This is a genomic window from Roseomonas sp. E05, assembly GCF_030063475.1.
GTDB lineage: Bacteria > Pseudomonadota > Alphaproteobacteria > Acetobacterales > Acetobacteraceae > Pseudoroseomonas.
This window is the reverse complement of sequence record NZ_JASIRT010000003.1, coordinates 122,729-139,592: the sequence shown is the minus strand read 5'-3', so window position 1 is coordinate 139,592 and position 16,864 is coordinate 122,729. Positions and strand designations below refer to the sequence as shown.

Genomic DNA, 16,864 nt, shown 5'->3' with positions numbered 1-16,864 from the left:
CGGCAGATACACCCGGCTGCCATCGCGGGCCTATACTGCCGCCCACCATCACCCAGGCGACGCATCGGCTGACCGTGCTGCTCCCACAGAGAAAGGGCTGGAAGGTCCCCGTCGCCTTGTCCCACCGCATGCGCGCCATTGCAGTGCTATCGGCTTGGGTGGCCTGCTCGGGCGGCGCCTGGTTCGTCGCCGAGCGGCAGGCGGCGCGCCTGGAGTACCAGGCGGAGATGGCCGCGCTGGCCCGTGCCGATGTGGCCGCGGAGGCCATCGAGCAGAACCTCCTGCGCACGCTGGAGGCTGTGGAAAGCCTGCACGACCTGGCGCAGTCCCGTCAACGGCTCCTGGAGAGCAGCGACACCGGCGGCGCGGAGGCCATCGAGGCACAGCTTGCCCTGGTCGCCCGGCGTGGCCGCTTCGGGGTGCTTCAGGTTGGCATCATCGGGCGGGACGGTCTGCTCACCTGGTCCTCCCTGCCACAGTGGCGGCCGCTCGATCTCAGCGACCGTGAGCATTTCCGCATCCATCGGGAAGGCTATGAGGGCCTGTTCGTCAGCGCGCCGCTGATCGGCCGCGCCTCCGACCTGTGGAGCGTGCAGCTCACCCGCCCGCTCCGCGACAGCAGCGGGGCCTTCGCGGGCGTGGCGGTCGTCTCCATCAACCCGCTGGAGCTGGGGCGGGACCTGGCCAACCTTCAGTTCGGCGCCGGCAGCAGCGCCACCGTCCTGCGCAAGGATGGCATCATTCTCGCGCGCAGCAGCGACATGCGGCACACGCTGGGTCAGGTGATCAAGCTGGAGATGCCGCTGATCAACCAGCTCGGCACCTCCCACAGCGGCCGGCTGCGGGTGGAGCAAGGCGCCTTTGACGGGCGCCCCAAGCTGGCCGGCTACCGCCTGCTGGCGGAGGCGCCGCTCCTTGTCGCCGTCGCGCTGGACGCCCAGAGGGAGCTGGCGCCGACCGCCTTCGCGCGGCCGGCGCTCCGCGCCGCGGCTGCGGCCATCTCCCTGCTGGGGCTGGCGCTGGCGGCGCTGGTCCTGCTGTGGCTGGAGCGGCAGCGCACGCAGGCGGATCTGGAACTGGCACGGCGCGAGCGGGAGGCCATGCTGGAGCGCCTGGCGCAGTCCCAGCGCATGGAGGCCCTCGGGCGGCTGGCCGGCGGCGTGGCGCATGACTTCAACAACGTGCTGCAGGCGGTCCTCGGGGGCGCCAAGGCCATCCAGCGCCGCGCGGAGGACGCCAAGGCGGTGCAGCGCATGGCCGGCATCGTGGTGGAGGCCGCCGAGCGCGGCGCCTCGGTCACCCGCCGGCTGCTCGCCTTTGCCCGACGCGGCGAGCTGCGGGCCGAGGCGGTGGATGTAGGCGCACTGTTCGCCAGCCTGCGCGAGGTGCTCACCTATACGCTCGGCGCCAACACCCAGGTTCGGATCGAGGCGCCCCCGGCGCTGCCCCGACTGCTGGCCGATCGCGGCCAGCTCGAAACCGTGCTGGTGAACCTTGCCATCAACGGCCGCGACGCGATGGCGCTCCGCGGCGGTGGCATGTTGACGCTGTCAGCGGCCGTCGAGGAGGTTCCGGCCGGTGACGAAAGCAACCGTGGCCTGGCAGCTGGCACCTATCTCCGCCTGGGCGTCACGGATACCGGCACCGGCATGGACCCGGCGGTGCTGGCGCGTGCCGCCGAGCCGTTCTTCACCACCAAGCCGAAGGGCAAGGGCACCGGGCTGGGTCTCGCCATGGCCAAGGGCTTCGCCGAGCAGTCGGGCGGCGCCCTGCGCATCCGCAGCCAACCCGGCCGTGGCACCACCGTGCTGCTCTGGCTGCCCCGGGCCGAGGACAACGCCACCGGGCCGCAGCCCGCCCCCAGCGCCGCCGCGCCCCATCGCGCCGGGCGCATCCTCCTCGTGGACGACGCACCGCAGGTGCGCTCGGTCCTGGCGGCGAATCTGCGTGACCGTGGGCATGCGGTCGAAGAGGCGGAGAACGGCCACGCCGCGCTGGCGCTGCTTGCCGGCCCAGCCGCCTTCGATGTCCTGGTGAGCGACCTGGCGATGCCGGGCATGGACGGGCTGGAACTGCTGCGGCGGGCGCGGCGAAGCCGGCCGGGCCTGCCGGCGCTGCTGGTCACCGGCTATGCAGGCGACGTGAACGCCGGACGGTTCGCCGAGGCCGCCGGACAAGGGCCGTTGCTGCTCCTGCGCAAGCCGGTCACGCCTGAGGAACTCACCGACCGGATCGCCACCCTGCTGCATGCCGGGCACACGGCACCCCCGGCGGTCTCGCGCGGCTCCTCTGGCGCGTGAGGCGGCACGCGAAGCTCAGTCGGCGAGGATGCGCGCCATCTCCGCCTCCCATTCCCGGGCACTGCGGACCGCATCCGCTTTCGCACGGGTAAGCGACGAATAGACGCGCGGCGGCTTCCCATCCACTTCCAGCGTATAGGGATGTTCCCGCCCGGTGTGCAGCCGGATCCGGACAGGATAACCACTGAGGCAAAGGGTCAGGTCGGCCGGTTTCGCAATCCAGGCAAGGGGCATCGGCTCCCTCCAGGGACAGACGGCCGGGGCGGCCGAAGATGTGCCGACCCCAGCAGACCATTTTCCCCACCTGGATCGCAATACGCGTCTGCGTGAACCCATCCTTCCGCCGGAGCGGAAGCCTGTCGGCCGGCTCCGGCCAGATCCCTGCTCCGCGCCGCGCCGGCAGCACGGAGACGGCAGCCATAGACCGGGATGCGCCGGTAAGGCGCCCCGCGGCGGGCCTCAGGCCATGCCGGAGGTTTCCTGCATCCAGCTGCGGTGGCGGCGCTCGTCCTGCGCCGCCTGCTCAAAGATGCGGCGCGCTTCCGCCGGCACCTCGGTATGCTCGCAGGCGCGTTCATAGGCCGAGACGGTGTCTTCCTCGTTCGACTTCATGGCGCGGAGGATGGCGGCATCGCCCATGATGCTGGCGAGCGCAACCTTGCCGGTGGTCAGCATCTGCTTGGCATCGCCTTCTGTCGGCGCGTCCGTGCCGAGGCTGTCGGCCAGGCGCGTCAACTCCGTCACATGGCGGTCATGATCGCTCTTGAACGCGGCGATCTGCTGCTTGTAGGCCGGGTTCTCCAGCCGCTCGATGGTCTGCTCATAGGCCGCGATCGCGTCGTGCTCCAGCAGGAGCAGGTTGCGGACCAGCTTCGGAAAAGTGCTTTCGGTGCCGACCGTGGTGACCATGATGGAGCTTCTCTCCTTTGGCCGGGGCCAGGGCCCCGGCGGTTGTCTCCTCGGATCAACCACCGGGGCGCCGCACGGTTTCGTCCGTGCCCCTCCGCGCCTCAGCCGGAGGCCGGCTTGCCGATCTGCTCCGCCTGTGCGCCGGAGCCGTCACGTGCCGGGCCGAGCACCGGCTCGTCGCCGAGCGGCGTGTTCTGCATCACGCTGAACTGGCCCTTGCCATCCAGCGACGGCCCATTGGTGAAGCGGCCTTCCGGCGGCGCCACGCCATCGCGGTCGGTGCCGAGGAAGACGTAGCTGAACTCCTGCTTCTCCTTGGACTGGTCGAAGCTGTTCGGGATCGGCAGAACCTTGGCACCGCCCATCTCCTCGATCGCCGCCAGCCATTGCTGCTGGTGCATGGTGTCGCGCGCGATCAGGAAGCTCAGCATGTCCTTCATGCCCGGGTCATGCGCGGCATTGTAGAGCCGCACGGCCAGGGTGCGGCCGGTTGCCTCGGCGGTGACATTGGCGAACATGTCGGCGGCGAGATTGCCGCTGGCATAGACATGCGAGCAGTCGAAGGGCACGCCGTCGGCATTGGCGGGGAAGGCCGCCATGCCGGTGGAGAGGATGTGCCGCTGCAGCATGCCTTCCACCATGTGGCGGGGCCGCTCGCCGCCCATCACCGCATTGACCACCGGGCTCGCGGCCGCCGAGCTCTCCTGCAGGCTGAGCGGCGCGTTCTCGAGATTCAGCGCCACTGCGGTGGCCAGCATCTCGATATGGCCGATCTCCTCCGTGGCGGTGTGCAGCAGCATGTCGCGATACTTGGTGTTCGGGCCGCGCGCGCCCCAGGCCTGGAAGAAATACTGCAGGCAGACGCGGATCTCGCCTTCGATGCCGCCGATTGCCTGCTGCAACTGGCGGGCGAACAGCGGGTCCGGCGTCTCGACACGAACGGGATACTGCAGCCGCTTGTCATGATAATACATGGGCTTCTCCTGTCTGTCCGGGGTGCGCCGCAGGAATGCGTTCCGCACCTTCACAGCAGCAAACCACGCGGTCGGACAGGAGGTTCCAGGTGGCGGTAAGAATTGTTCGCAGCTTTGGCCAGGATGAGTCCTCCGCCCGGGGCAGCCGGCCATGTTCTCAAACCGTTATGGCCGGCCGGAGCAAAGCCGTGCCGGCTGGCCCTCCCCCCTGCTGAGGCGCGCAGACCGAATCCGCGAGGGATTTGCAGGAACGCGCCCGATGGCCCGCATGCAGCGAATATCGGCGGCCAGCCGATCTGCCCTGCATCATCCGCGACGCATTGAAGGTCACGCCGCAGGAAAACATCCACGCCGCGAAGTGACACCATTGGCCTGATGGGAAGAGCCCGGAAGGAATTCGCCCGGGCTCCCATCTTTTCCTGGCAGAGACTGAGGGGCCCAGGGAGAGCTGTGCTTCCCCTGGAAAGCCGGCGCCTCAGGCGGAGCGCATCATCTCCGGCGGCGCGGTGCGGGCGCGCTTGGCAAGCAGCTTGTTCAGCGCATGCACATAGGCGCGGGCGGAGGCGATGATGGTGTCGGTATCGGCGCCCTGCCCGTCCACCAGCTTGCCCTCCTCCTCAAGCCGCACGGTGACGCGCGCTTGCGCGTCGGTGCCGCCGGTGACGGACTGCACGGCATAGAGCTTCAGGTTGGCCTCGTGCGGCACGGCCTGGCGCAGCGCGTTGAAGGTGGCGTCCACCGCGCCGTCGCCGCCGGCCACGGCCTCGACCTTCTCGCCATCCACATCCAGCGCCAGCGAGGCCGTGGGGCGCGTGCCCATGCCCGTTGCGACCGTCAGCGCCTGCAGCTTCACGCGGTCATGCGCGCGCATCACCTCGTCATCGACGAGCGCGACGATATCCTCGTCGTAGACGACCTTCTTGCGGTCGGCGAGATCCTTGAAGCGGCGGAAGGCATCGTTCAGCTGGTTGTCGCCCAGCGTGTAGCCCAGGGTCGCCAGCTTGTCGCGGAAGGCGGCGCGGCCGGAATGCTTGCCCATCACCAGCGAGTTGGTCGACCAGCCGACGCTCTCCGGCGTCATGATCTCGTAGGTCGTCTTGTCCTTCAGCACGCCATCCTGGTGGATGCCGCTCTCATGCGCGAAGGCGTTGCGGCCGACGATGGCCTTGTTCGGCTGCACGTCGAAGCTGGTGATGGTGGCCAGCAGGCGGCTGGTCTTCAGGATGTTCTGGGTGACGATGCCGGTGCTGTAGGGCATGACGTCCGCGCGGGTGCGCAGCGCCATCGCCACTTCCTCCAGGCTGGCATTGCCGGCGCGCTCGCCGATGCCGTTGATCGTCGCCTCCACCTGCCGCGCGCCGGCCTCGATGGCGGCCAGGGTATTGGCCACCGCCAGGCCCAGGTCGTCATGGTTGTGGGTGGAGAAGATGACGCCTTCGGCGCCCGGCACCCGCTCGCGCAGCATGGTGAAGATGCGCTTCAGGTCATCGGGAACCGCGTAGCCCACGGTGTCCGGGATGTTGATGGTGGTGGCGCCGGCCTTGATGGCGGCCTCGACGCAGCGGCACAGGAAGTCCGGGTCGGTGCGCGAACCGTCCTCGGCCGACCACTCGACATCGGCCACATGGTTGCGTGCCAGGGAGACGGACTTGGTGATCGCCTCCAGCACCTCCTCGCGGCTCATGCGCAGCTTGACGCGCATGTGCAGGTCGGAGGTGGAGAGGAAGGTGTGGATGCGCTGGCGGGCAGCGGGCTTCACCGCCTCGACGGCGCGCAGGATATCGCCGGGCGCGGAGCGCGACAGGCCGCAGACCACCGGCCCGTCCTTGGCGAAGCGCTGGGCGATGGAGAGCACGCTCTCGAAATCGCCCTGGCTGGCGATCGGGAAGCCGGCCTCCATGACGTCCACGCCCAGTTCGGCCAGGGCCTCGGCCATGCGCAGCTTCTCCTCGAGATTCATGGAGAAGCCGGGCGACTGCTCGCCATCGCGCAGGGTGGTGTCGAAGACGATGACGCGCGTGTCGTCCAGGGTGCCGAAGCTGGGATGACTGATGGTCATGGGGCGTTCCTTCGTTCTGCCGTAAGCCGGGTCGTCGGAGGCGCGCGCTGCGCCTCAGGGTCCCCCTGAGCGATGCCGGCAGGTCAGCCGGGCGTCACGCCCAGGGGCGGCTAAGTCGAAGGAGAAGGAGGCCGGAAAGCGCGCGCGTGGCAGCGACGGCGGAGCCGTTCGTCAGGCCAGGAGTGCGCGCGCGGGCGTTCATGAGCCGGACGATAGGCAGGGCTGCGCCCTGCCGCAAGCCCTTTCTGGCGCGGTCATGCCGTCTGCACGGCCTGGAGGAAGGCATCGGACTTGCGGCGCAGCGCCACCGCCTGCCCGCTCAGCTCCGCCGCGGCGTCGAGCACGCTGCCCGCCGCCTGCCGCGTTGCCGCCGCCGCGCCGCTGACATCACGGATGCGGCGGCTGACGGCGCCCGTGCTGTCCGAGACCTGCGCGGCACTCCGGGCGATGTCCTTCGTGGCCGCGGCCTGCTGTTCCACCGCCGCGGCGATGGCGGCGGTGACCTCGTTCATCCGCTCCACCGTGGTGCCAATGCCGCGCAGCACCGCCACCGCCTGGGCGGTGCTGCCCTGGATGGCCTGGATCTGCTGGCCGATCTCGTCCGTGGCCCTGGCGGTCTGTCCGGCCAGGTTCTTGACCTCCGAAGCCACCACGGCGAAGCCCTTGCCCGCCTCGCCGGCGCGCGCCGCCTCGATCGTGGCATTCAGCGCCAGCAGGTTGGTCTGTCCGGCGATGTCCTGGATCAGCTGCACCACATCACCGATCCGGGCGGCGGCGTCGGCAAGGGCGCGGATGGTGGCGTCGGCGCGGCGGGTCTCGCCCGCCGCCTCCTGGGCGACCCCCGCCCCGCTCTGCACCTGCCGCGTCACCTCGGCCACACTGGCGGCGAGCTGCTCGGCACTGGCCGCCACCGCCTGCACGCTGGCGCCGGCGCGCTGGCTCTCCTCCGCCACCAGGCCGGCTTCCTCGCCCGAGCGTGCGGCACTGGCGCTCATGTCCCGGGCGGCCTCCTGCAGCGCATCGGCCGAGCGCGTCACTGCATTCACCACCGCCCCCACCTCCGCCTCGAAGCCCTCCGCCAGGCGGGACTGCGCAGTGACCCGCGACCAGTTCAGCATCGGCCCCACATAGTTCCCGCGGGCGTCGCGGATGGCCGTGACGCGAAGGGACAGCACCTCGTTCCCCAGCCGGATCTTCGCGGCATGCGGGAGCCTGTCGGGGCTGGCGAGAAGGTCGCGGATGCGCTGGCGCTGCGCCGGCGGGTGGAAGATGTCGATGCTCTGGCCGAGCAACTCATCCACCGGACAGGGCAGGAGGCGCTCCAGCGGGCGCAGCCCCTGGCGGCTGGCCTCGTTCATGTAGGCGATGCGGAACTCGCCCCGCGGATCGGCCGTCATGACGCCGACCGGTAGCTGCTCCAGCATCTGGCTCTGCGCGAAGGCACGGCTGACGGTGGCCTGCAGGTCCTGCATGGCCTGCGCGATGGTGCCGATCTCGTCCCGGCGGCCCAGGCCGGGAATCCGCTCGGGCACCCGGCCGGCCGCCAGTTCCGCCACCGCCCGGGCCACCCTGTGAAGGGGCCGGCTGATGGAGCGGGCATTCAGCACACCCAGCGCCCCGAGCAGCAGCGCCACCGCGAGGCCCAGCACCAGCATGCTCTGGCGCGCCCCGCCGATGGCGCCCTCCAGCCGCAGGCGCCCCTGCTCGCTTTCCGCCGTCAGCAGGGCGTTCGCATCCTGCAGGGTCGCCTCGATCCGCTCGCGGTTGGGCACCAGCGCGTCGCGCCGGAGGCGGCCGATCTCGTCCGACGCCTCCAGCACGGCGGCGGCGTCCTTCCCGATCTGCATGGCCAGGGCGGCCCAGGCCGGGAGACTGGAGACGGCACCCTCGCCCTCCGTCAGGCTCCGCAGATAGACGCGCGACTGCTGGATGGCGCTGCGCGCGCGGCGCGCCGGCATGGGCTCGCCGGTCAACATGTAGTCCTGCAGGCCGATGCGGGCCTCCATGACGGCCCTGTGGAGCGTGAGCAGGTTCTGGCGGATTTCCTCCTGCCTGCCTGCTGACAGGGAGGAGTCGATGCCGCCCATCACCATCTCGAACATGCGGTCATAGTCGCGGCCGGCCGTGCCGAGGCGGTCGCGCGTCTCCAGCATCCGGCGCCGCAGGGCGGTCAGCGCGTCGCGCACCCCGCCGTATTCGTCGAACTGCGCCAGCGCCTCGCGCAGCGTCTCCCGTGCGGCCGCGCTTCCGGCGCTCGATGCTGCCTCAAGGGCATGGCGCCGCGCCCGCGCCAGGTCCAGGGCACCCAGGCGCTGCGCCTCTTCCAGAGCCTTCAGGTTCTGCGCCGTGATCACGTCGCGCAATTGCACCCGGGCGGCCTGAATGGCGTTATCGGATTGCTCCAGCTGGAGCTCCACCTTTCCGGCCGCCCGCTCCGCCGCGCTTTCATGGTGGATCAGGTCGAGGTTGTGCCAGACACCGGCGATCATGAGACCGAGCAGCAGAAGCGGCACCAATGCCCCAAGGACGAGCTTGCGGCCGACGGTCAGGGCGAAGGGAAGGGCGCGCATTTTGCCTCCATGTCCTGCCCTGTTTTTGCAAAGGGGACATGAAGAAGCGGTAAAGGCGCGGCCTCAACCGGTGGGCGGATGGACTTTCAGCCAGTGCCGCGCGATCTCCTCCCGCGTGGCCACCCAGACATCCGGGCAGGCCACGACATGGTCGAGGAAGCGCGCCAGCGCCGCCGCCCGCGCGGGACGTCCGACCAGCCGGCAATGCAGCCCGACGCTCATCATCTTCGGCGTGGCGCGGCCTTCCTCCCGCAGGAAGTCGAAGGCGTCGCGCAGGTGCTGGGTGAAGCCGTCATTCGCCGTGAAGCCGGGCGGCACGGCGAACTTCATGTCGTTGTTGTCGAGCGTATAGGGGATGACCAGCAGCGGCTTGCCGGCAACGGTGACGTAGTAGGGCAGGTCGTCGTCATAGGCATCGCTGTCGTAGAGGAAGCCGCCATGCTCGGCGACCAGCCGCCGGGTCTGCGGACTGATGCGCCCGGTGTACCAGCCGACCGGCCGGCGCCCGACCACCCGCTCGATGGTCTCGACGCTCTGCGCGATGTGCTGGCGCTCGGTGGCCTCGTCCACCTCCTGGTAGTTGATCCAGCGCCAGCCGTGGCTGGCCACCTCGTGCCCCGCCTCGGCGAAGGCGCGGCCCACCTTGGGGTTCAGTTCCAGCGCGCGGCCGACGCCATAGACCGTGAGCTTCAGGTTGCGCTCCGCGAAGAGCCGCAGCACGCGCCAGACGCCGGCGCGGGCGCCATAGTCGAACTGGCTCTCCTTGCCGATGTCCCGCGCGCCCAGCACCGGGCTGCCGCCCGGCGTCTCGTTCAGGTAGATCTCGCCGCCCGGATCGCCGTTCAGCACGGTGTTCTCGCCGCCTTCCTCGTAGTTCAGCACGAAGGAAAGGGCGAGCCGGGCGCCGCCGGGCCATTGCGGGTCCGGCGGGTTGGGGCCATAGCCCAGGAAGTCGCGCGGGTAGCAGCTGTCGGGGGCGAGCTTTGTCATGGCGCCGGCGAGGGTGCGGCGGCGCGGCGGCCGGCGTCAACTCCCTCGACTGCTGTCCGCGGGAGCCGGCGCCGTCCTGGGCAGGGTGCCGTGCACCAGCGCCTGGATGAAGGCGAGCTTCCTCACCACGGAAGGCGAGAGCACGAAGGGGTAAAGATCCGGCGTGCCCATGCAGCGGTTCAGGCTGTTCACCGCCGCCATCAGCGGCACCCAGGCCTCCATGACCGGCGCGATCTCAGTGGCTTCATAGGGCCTGAAGTCCACCTCCGCCGCCAGCTCCTCACCATGCCGCACCCGCGGTGCGATGCCGAGGCCGAAGGCGCGCGCCATTTCCAGCGTGTCCACGATATGCAGGTAGTGCGCCCAGGTCTCCGCAAAGTCTTCCCAGGGATGGGCGGTGGCATAGGTGCTGACGAAGTTCTCCTGCCAGTCGGCGGGAGGACCCTCCTGGTAGTGGCGCTGCAGGGCGGCGCCGTAATCCTGGCTGTCGTCGCCAAAGACGGCGCGGCAGGCTTCGAGCTGGCCGCCGTCGCGCACCAGCCGGTCCCAGAAATAATGGCCGGACTCATGACGGAAGTGGCCGAGCAGCGTGCGGTAGGGCTCGCCCATCTCGGTGCGGCGGCGGTTGCGCTCGGCATCGTCGGCCTCGGCGAGCGAAAGGGTGATCAGGCCGTTGTCATGGCCCGTCATTACCTTCGGCGCCCCCTCCGCCGGCGGATCGGCCAGGAAATCGAAGGCAAGGCCGTTCTCGGGGTCCTCCACCCGGTTGGTCAGCGGCAGACCGAGCCGGATGAAGCTGTAGAAGGCGCGCCGCTTGGCTTCCTCGATCTTGCGCCAGTGCAGCAGGTTCGTCGGGTCGGACAGGTCGGGGATGGTGCGGTTGTGGCGGCAGGCCAGGCAGAACACGCCGGGCGCGTCCTCCGGCACCAGCCAGTTGCAGGCCTCGTGATGGGCATTGCTGCAGAAGCGGTAGAGCCGGTCGTGGTCGGCGCGCGGGCGCCAGAGCTGGCCGACGGCGCGCCGCCCGACCTCCGGCTGGCCCGCCCCCTCCTGGCCGACCATCTGCTGGTCCTCGGCGGGACGGCCGACCTGCGGCTGGTCTTCGCTGCCCTGCGGCACGCCGCGCTCGCCCTCGGCCGGATCGAGCGCCGAGAGCCGGTTCGCCTCGGGCAGGTAGCCGAGGGTCGCGCCGCAGCGCATGCAGCGCGTGTTCTCGAAGTAGAGAAGCTGTCCGCAGACTTCGCACTCGAATAACCGCATGCCACGCCGTCCTTCCCGAGAGGGCGAGGCTGCAACGGCCCGTGGCCCGATCGGTTGCCCCGGCGCATTCTGCGCGCACGGCTGCGGAAACGCAAAAAGGGGCGCCGAAGCGCCCCTTTTCGCCGGCTTCAGTTCCGGCTCTTGTCCACCAGGGCGCCCTTGGTGATCCAGGGCATCATGCCACGCAGCTTGGCGCCGACCTCCTCGATTGGGTGCTCGGCCATGCGGCGGCGGGTGGCCTTGAAGCTGGCCTGGTTGACCTTGTTCTCCAGCATCCAGTCGCGGGTGAACTTGCCGCTCTGGATATCGTTCAGCACGCGCTTCATCTCGGCCTTGGTCTCGGCGGTGATGATGCGCGGGCCGGTGACGTACTCGCCATACTCCGCGGTGTTGGAGATGGAGTAGTTCATGTTGGCGATGCCGCCCTCATAGATGAGGTCGACGATCAGCTTCACCTCGTGCAGGCACTCGAAATAGGCCATCTCCGGCGCATAGCCGGCCTCGACCAGGGTCTCGAAGCCCGCCTTGATCAGCTCCACGAGGCCGCCGCAGAGCACGACCTGCTCGCCGAACAGGTCGGTCTCGCACTCCTCCTTGAAGGTCGTCTCGATGATGCCCGAGCGGCCACCGCCGACGGCGCAGGCATAGGAGAGCGCGATCTCCAGCGCATTGCCGGAGGGGTTCTGGTGAACGGCCACGAGGCAGGGCACGCCACCGCCCTTCTGGTACTCGCCGCGCACCGTATGGCCGGGGCCCTTCGGCGCGATCATGAACACGTCGATGTCCGGGCGCGGCTCGATCAGGTTGAAGTGCACGTTCAGGCCGTGCGCGAAGGCCAGCGCGGCGCCCTCGCGCATGTTCTCGTGCAGTTGCTCGCGATAGAGGTCGCCCTGGCCCTCGTCCGGGGTCAGCACCATCACCACATCGGCCCACTTGGCGGCCTCGGCGGGGCTCATGACCTTGAAGCCGGCGGCCTCGGCCTTCTTGGCGGAACCGCCCGGACGCAGGCCGATCACCACCTCGGCAACGCCGGAATCGCGCATGTTCATCGCATGCGCATGGCCCTGGCTGCCGAAGCCGATGACGGCGACCTTCTTGCCCTTGATCAGACCCACATCGGCATCACGGTCGTAGTAGACGCGCATCTCTGGCGCACTCCCCCGATTGAAGAACCAAAACCCTTGCGAGAGGGGCGCCGCCCCTCTCGCGCTCTCCCCGCCAGAAACCTGAGGTTTCTGGACTTCCCCTCTGATGGCGGGGTCCGGGGGGGATACGATCCCCCCGGCGGGGGTCCCAAAGAAACCAATGGGGGGCAGCGCCCCCCTGGCGAAGATCAGACCGAAAGGCTGGCCGTGCCGCGTGCGATGGCCACCGCGCCGGTGCGCGAGACCTCCACGAGGCCGATCGGCCGCATCAGGTTGATGAAGGCATCGAGCTTCTCGCTGCTGCCGGTCATCTCGAAGACGAAGCTCTCGATGGTGGCATCCACCACGCGGGCGCGGAAGGCATCAGCCAGGCGCAGCGCCTCCTGCCGCGCCGAGCCGGAGCCCACCACCTTGATCAGCGCCAGTTCGCGGTTGAGGTGCGGACCTTCCAGCGTCAGGTCGGCCACCTTGTGGACGGGCACGAGGCGGTCGAGCTGTGCCTTGATCTGCTCGATGACCATCTCGGTGCCCGAGGTGACGACGGTGATGCGCGAGAGGCGACCCTCCGCGTCCACCGGTGCCACGGTCAGGCTGTCGATGTTGTAGCCACGGCCGGAGAACAGGCCGATGACGCGGGCCAGCACGCCGGCCTCGTTCTCCACCAGCACCGCGATGGTCGCGGCGCGCTGGGACATGTCGTTGGGGTCGGGCATTCTTCTGTCCGTTCGATCGCGGGGTCAGGTCGGCGCCGGCTCAGACCAGCGCCGTCCCCTCATCCGTCACGCCCGCGCCGCCGGAGATCTGCCCGGAGGCCAGCAGCATCTCGTTATGCGCCGCGCCCGAGGGGATCATCGGGAAGACGTTCTCCTTCGGGTCCACGGCGACGTCCACGATCACCGGCCGGTCGATGGCGATCATCTCGCGGATGACGCGGTCGAGGTCGTCCGCGCTCTCCGCCCGCATGCCGACGCCGTGGAAGCTCTCGGCCAGCTTCACGAAGTCGGGCAGCGCGGCGCTGTAGCTCTCGGAGTAGCGGCCGCCATGCAGCAGCTCCTGCCACTGGCGCACCATGCCCATGTACTGGTTGTTCAGGATGAACACCTTCACCGGCAGGCGATACTGCGCCAGGGTCGCCATCTCCTGGATGTTCATCAGGATCGAGGCCTCGCCGGCGATGTCGATCACCAGCGCATCGGGGTGCGCGACCTGCACGCCCATCGCCGCCGGCAGGCCGTAGCCCATGGTGCCGAGGCCGCCCGAGGTCATCCAGCGGTTCGGCTTCTCGAAGCCGAAATACTGCGCCGCCCACATCTGGTGCTGGCCGACCTCGGTGGTGATGAAGGTGTCCCGGCCCGTTTCCCGTGTCAGCTCGTAGAGCCGCTTCACCGCGTGCTGCGGCTTGATCAGCGTGCCTTCCTGCACGTAGCGCAGGCAGTTCGTGCCGCGCCACGCATCGATCTGGCGCCACCAGGCGGCCATCGCCTCGCGGTCCTGCCGGGCCTCGTCCGCCTCCCAGGCGGCGATCAGCGCGCGCAGCACCGAGGCCGCATCCCCGACGATGGGGACCTCGACCTTGACGTTCTTGTTGATCGAGGAGGGGTCGATGTCGGCGTGGATCTTCACCGAATCCGGGGCGAAGGCGTTGAGGCGGCCGGTCACGCGGTCATCGAAGCGGGCGCCGATGTTGAACATCACATCGCACCCGTGCATGGCGAGGTTCGCCTCGTAGGTGCCGTGCATGCCCAGCATGCCCAGGAACTGCGGGTCGCTGGCCGGGAAGGCGCCGAGGCTCATCAGCGTGTTGGTGCAGGGCAGGCCTGCCATGCGGACGAACTTCGTCAGCAGTTCGGCAGCCTCGGGGCCGGCATTGATCACGCCGCCGCCGGAATAGACCACCGGGCGCTTGGCCTCCTTCAGCAGCCGCACCGCCTTGCGGATCTGCGCCATGTCCGGCTCGGTCTGCGGGCGGTAGGAGCGGTGCTCCTGCGTCGGTGGCGGGGTGTACTGGCCCTTGCCGATCAGGATGTCCTTCGGCAGGTCGATCACCACCGGGCCGGGGCGGCCGGAGCGCGCCACGTAGAAGGCGTCGTGCACCGTCTGGGCGAGGTCGCCCATCCGCTTCACCAGGTAGTTGTGCTTGGTGGCGGGGCGGGTGATGCCGGTGGTGTCGGCCTCCTGGAAGGCGTCATTGCCGATCAGATGCGTCGGCACCTGGCCGGTCAGGCAGACGATGGGGATGCTGTCCATCAGCGCGTCCACCAGCCCGGTCACGGCATTGGTGGCGCCGGGGCCGGAGGTGACCAGCACGCAGCCCACCTTGCCGGTGGAGCGGGCATAGCCCTCGGCGGCGTGCACCGCCGCCTGCTCGTGCCGCACCAGGATGTGGCGGATGGCGTTCTGCTGAAAGATGGCGTCGTAGATCGGCAATACCGCGCCGCCGGGATAGCCGAAGATAACCTCTACGCCCTGCTCCTTCAGCGCGCGCAGGACAATCTCGGCACCCGTCATGCTCTGGGTGTCGGATGCGGCGGGAAGGTTGGCAGCAGACATGATGGCTTCTGGCTTTCCTGCGATGCGGTGTTGCCGGGCATTGCTGTCCGGGCCCTCGATCTACGCCCCCTCCCTGCCCGCGTCAACGCGGGAACAAACAAACGAGAAAATTTCTCCCTTTTCTCTTTCTGAAAATTGCTCCATGCCTGCCACCCGCGCATGGATCGTATGCGTTTCGCTGGGAGCAGCCAGTTGCTGGTGGCGGAACCAGGTGGCCTGCCGCTTGGTGTACTGGCCGATGGCGAGGCAGGCCCGCTCCCCCGCCTCTTCCGGCGTGAGCCGCCCGGCCAGCATGGCGGAAAGCTCCGGCACGCCATGCGCGCGCATGGCCGGCAGGGCGGGGTCGAGGCCGCGTGCCACCAGCGCCCGCACCTCCTCCACCGCCCCGGCCTGCAGCATCGCCTCCCAGCGGCGCCGGATCGCCACCCTCAGCGCCTCGCGCGGCGGGTCCAGCCGCAGCACGGCGAAGCGCCAGGGGACGCCGTCGAGCCGCGCCGGGCCGGTGCCCGTCTCCCGCTGCCAGGAGGCCAGCCCCTGCCCGGTGCCGCGCCAGACCTCGTAGGCGCGGGCAAGGCGTTGGCTGTCGCTGGGGCGCAGGCGGGCGGCCGTCTCCGGGTCAGCGGCGGCGAGGCGGGCATGCAGCGCCGCCGGCCCCTCCTCCGCCAGCAGGGTGCGGGCTTCCTCCCGCGCGGCCGGCGGGATCTCCGGCACGGGGGCAATGCCTTCGGTGAGGGAGCGGAAATAAAGGCCGGTCCCGCCGCAGAGGACCGGCAGCCGCCCCGCCGCATGGGCCGTTGCCAGCTCGGCCAGGGCCTGCTCGCGCCACCAGGCCACGCTGGCGGCCTCGGCCGGGTCGCGCAGCCCGTAGAGGCGGTGCGGCGCCCGCGCCCGCTCCCCTGGCGAGGGCTGCGCCGTCAGCACTTCCAGCCCGGCATAGATCTGCATGCTGTCGGTGTTGATGACCGTCCCGCCCAGCCGCTCGGCCAGACCGAGCGCGAGCGCCGACTTGCCGCTGGCGGTCGGGCCGGCCACCAGCAGCGCAAATGGTTGCCTGCTCATGCGCGCGCGGGCATGGTCCGCCCCCCATGCAGCATGTGCTCACCCTGATCGCGCCCGCAGGCCAACTGCCGGCGCCTCTCATCGCGCGGGTCCGCTCCGCGCTGGTCACCCTCGGCGCCAATGCCGGCAGCCCGGATTGGCTGGCCGAGGCGGAGGCCGTGGACCTGCCCTTCGATGGGCTGGCGGCCGAGCAGGCCCAGGCCGCCGCCGCCGCCGCCTTCGAGGGGGCGCCGGTGGACAGCGTCGCCCAGCCGGCCGAGGGCCGCCGCAAGCGGCTGCTGATCGCCGACATGGACAGCACCATCGTCACCAGCGAGACGCTGGATGAACTGGCCGCCTATGCCGGGCTGAAGGAGCGCGTGGCCGAGATCACCCGCCGCAGCATGAACGGCGAGATCGATTTCGCCACCGCCCTGCGCGAGCGCGTGGCCATGCTGAAGGGCCTCGCCCTCTCGGCGCTGGAGGCCACCTGGGCGGAGACCCGTGTGATGCCGGGCGCCAAGGCGCTGGTCCGCACCATGGCGGCGAATGGCGCACACTGCGCCCTCGCCTCGGGGGGCTTCACCTTCTTCACCGGCCGCGTGGCCGAGAAGGTCGGCTTCACCAGCCACCATGCCAACCTCCTGGAGGATGACGGCGCCACCCTGACCGGCACCGTGGCGGAGCCGATATTCGACCGCCACGCCAAGCTCACCACGCTGAAGCGGCTCGCGGCCGAGCTGGGCCTGCCCCTCGCCGATACGCTGGCCGTGGGCGACGGCGCGAACGACCTGGAGATGCTGGCGGCCGCAGGGCTGGGCGTGGCCTACCATGCCAAGCCGGTGGTCGCTGCCGCGGCGCGCGTGCGGGTGGATCATACGGATCTGCGGGCCCTGCTGTTCGCGCAAGGATATCGCGCAGCCGAGTTCGTCACGTAAGCCCGTAAGCCCATGAAAAAGGCCCGGCGGAAAATCCGGGCCTGCTTTCCGACGGAGTGGTGAAAAGCTTGGGGGAGCGAACTCCCCCAAGCCCCCTCCTTTTTCTGTCCGTTCTGGGCCACGCCCATCAC

Annotated in this window: 13 protein-coding genes; 2 read left to right on the top strand and 11 right to left on the bottom strand. The window is 69.8% G+C overall.

Features of this window, described 5'->3' with window-relative positions; all coding sequences use genetic code 11:
- Positions 1-116: 116 nt before the first annotated feature.
- Complete coding sequence (locus QMO56_RS04920) at positions 117-2,300, top strand: response regulator (protein ID WP_283523920.1); 2,184 nt, start codon at positions 117-119, stop codon at positions 2,298-2,300.
- 15 nt (positions 2,301-2,315) lie between these two features.
- Here the strand turns inward: QMO56_RS04920 and QMO56_RS04915 are convergent, their stop codons facing one another.
- The 11 genes from QMO56_RS04915 to miaA all read right to left on the bottom strand — a co-directional run bounded on the left by QMO56_RS04915 (position 2,316) and on the right by miaA (position 15,816).
- Positions 2,316-2,534: a hypothetical protein gene (locus QMO56_RS04915; protein ID WP_283523919.1), complete on the bottom strand. Its 219-nt coding sequence runs from the start codon at positions 2,532-2,534 to the stop codon at positions 2,316-2,318.
- Between the two features lie 225 nt (positions 2,535-2,759).
- Positions 2,760-3,209, bottom strand: a complete 450-nt coding sequence (locus QMO56_RS04910) for a ferritin-like domain-containing protein (RefSeq protein WP_283523918.1) — start codon at positions 3,207-3,209, stop codon at positions 2,760-2,762.
- Between the two features lie 101 nt (positions 3,210-3,310).
- The gene (locus tag QMO56_RS04905; RefSeq protein WP_283523917.1) at positions 3,311-4,183 is read right to left on the bottom strand and encodes a manganese catalase family protein; all 873 of its coding nucleotides are present in this window, start codon (positions 4,181-4,183) and stop codon (positions 3,311-3,313) included.
- 475 nt (positions 4,184-4,658) lie between these two features.
- Positions 4,659-6,242 (bottom strand): 2-isopropylmalate synthase, encoded by a 1,584-nt coding sequence (locus tag QMO56_RS04900; protein WP_283523916.1) that lies wholly within the window; start codon positions 6,240-6,242, stop codon positions 4,659-4,661.
- Between the two features lie 254 nt (positions 6,243-6,496).
- Positions 6,497-8,812 (bottom strand): methyl-accepting chemotaxis protein, encoded by a 2,316-nt coding sequence (locus QMO56_RS04895; protein ID WP_283523915.1) that lies wholly within the window; start codon positions 8,810-8,812, stop codon positions 6,497-6,499.
- Between the two features lie 63 nt (positions 8,813-8,875).
- The gene (gene puuE, locus QMO56_RS04890) at positions 8,876-9,802 is read right to left on the bottom strand and encodes an allantoinase PuuE (RefSeq protein WP_283523914.1); all 927 of its coding nucleotides are present in this window, start codon (positions 9,800-9,802) and stop codon (positions 8,876-8,878) included.
- A 36-nt stretch (positions 9,803-9,838) separates the two neighbouring features.
- Entirely contained in the window at positions 9,839-11,062 is a 1,224-nt protein-coding gene (locus tag QMO56_RS04885) for a putative zinc-binding metallopeptidase (protein WP_283523913.1), read from the bottom strand.
- A 128-nt stretch (positions 11,063-11,190) separates the two neighbouring features.
- Complete coding sequence (ilvC, locus tag QMO56_RS04880) at positions 11,191-12,207, bottom strand: ketol-acid reductoisomerase (protein ID WP_283523912.1); 1,017 nt, start codon at positions 12,205-12,207, stop codon at positions 11,191-11,193.
- 188 nt (positions 12,208-12,395) lie between these two features.
- On the bottom strand, positions 12,396-12,920 hold the full coding sequence (gene ilvN / locus QMO56_RS04875) for an acetolactate synthase small subunit (RefSeq protein ID WP_283523911.1): 525 nt from the start codon (positions 12,918-12,920) through the stop codon (positions 12,396-12,398).
- Between the two features lie 40 nt (positions 12,921-12,960).
- The gene (locus QMO56_RS04870) at positions 12,961-14,757 is read right to left on the bottom strand and encodes an acetolactate synthase 3 large subunit (protein ID WP_283523910.1); all 1,797 of its coding nucleotides are present in this window, start codon (positions 14,755-14,757) and stop codon (positions 12,961-12,963) included.
- Between the two features lie 60 nt (positions 14,758-14,817).
- Positions 14,818-15,816, bottom strand: a complete 999-nt coding sequence (gene miaA / locus QMO56_RS04865; protein ID WP_283523909.1) for a tRNA (adenosine(37)-N6)-dimethylallyltransferase MiaA — start codon at positions 15,814-15,816, stop codon at positions 14,818-14,820.
- 26 nt (positions 15,817-15,842) lie between these two features.
- On the opposite strand from miaA, the gene serB reads away from it, so the two are divergent.
- Positions 15,843-16,733 carry a phosphoserine phosphatase SerB gene (gene serB / locus QMO56_RS04860; RefSeq protein WP_283523908.1) on the top strand — a complete coding sequence of 297 codons (891 nt, stop codon included), beginning with the start codon at positions 15,843-15,845 and terminating at the stop codon, positions 16,731-16,733.
- Positions 16,734-16,864: the final 131 nt, after the last annotated feature.

Bases quoted from the DNA above. Each gene is read 5' to 3' on its own strand.
- QMO56_RS04895 (WP_283523915.1), bottom strand. From the start codon at position 8,812: ATGCGCGCCCTTCCCTTCGCCCTGACCGTCGGCCGCAAGCTCGTCCTT.
- QMO56_RS04900 (WP_283523916.1), bottom strand. From the start codon at position 6,242: ATGACCATCAGTCATCCCAGCTTCGGCACCCTGGACGACACGCGCGTC.
- QMO56_RS04870 (WP_283523910.1), bottom strand. From the start codon at position 14,757: ATGTCTGCTGCCAACCTTCCCGCCGCATCCGACACCCAGAGCATGACG.
- QMO56_RS04910 (WP_283523918.1), bottom strand. From the start codon at position 3,209: ATGGTCACCACGGTCGGCACCGAAAGCACTTTTCCGAAGCTGGTCCGC.
- miaA (WP_283523909.1), bottom strand. From the start codon at position 15,816: ATGAGCAGGCAACCATTTGCGCTGCTGGTGGCCGGCCCGACCGCCAGC.
- QMO56_RS04905 (WP_283523917.1), bottom strand. From the start codon at position 4,183: ATGTATTATCATGACAAGCGGCTGCAGTATCCCGTTCGTGTCGAGACG.
- serB (WP_283523908.1), top strand. From the start codon at position 15,843: ATGCAGCATGTGCTCACCCTGATCGCGCCCGCAGGCCAACTGCCGGCG.
- puuE (WP_283523914.1), bottom strand. From the start codon at position 9,802: ATGACAAAGCTCGCCCCCGACAGCTGCTACCCGCGCGACTTCCTGGGC.
- QMO56_RS04915 (WP_283523919.1), bottom strand. From the start codon at position 2,534: ATGCCCCTTGCCTGGATTGCGAAACCGGCCGACCTGACCCTTTGCCTC.
- QMO56_RS04885 (WP_283523913.1), bottom strand. From the start codon at position 11,062: ATGCGGTTATTCGAGTGCGAAGTCTGCGGACAGCTTCTCTACTTCGAG.
- ilvN (WP_283523911.1), bottom strand. From the start codon at position 12,920: ATGCCCGACCCCAACGACATGTCCCAGCGCGCCGCGACCATCGCGGTG.
- ilvC (WP_283523912.1), bottom strand. From the start codon at position 12,207: ATGCGCGTCTACTACGACCGTGATGCCGATGTGGGTCTGATCAAGGGC.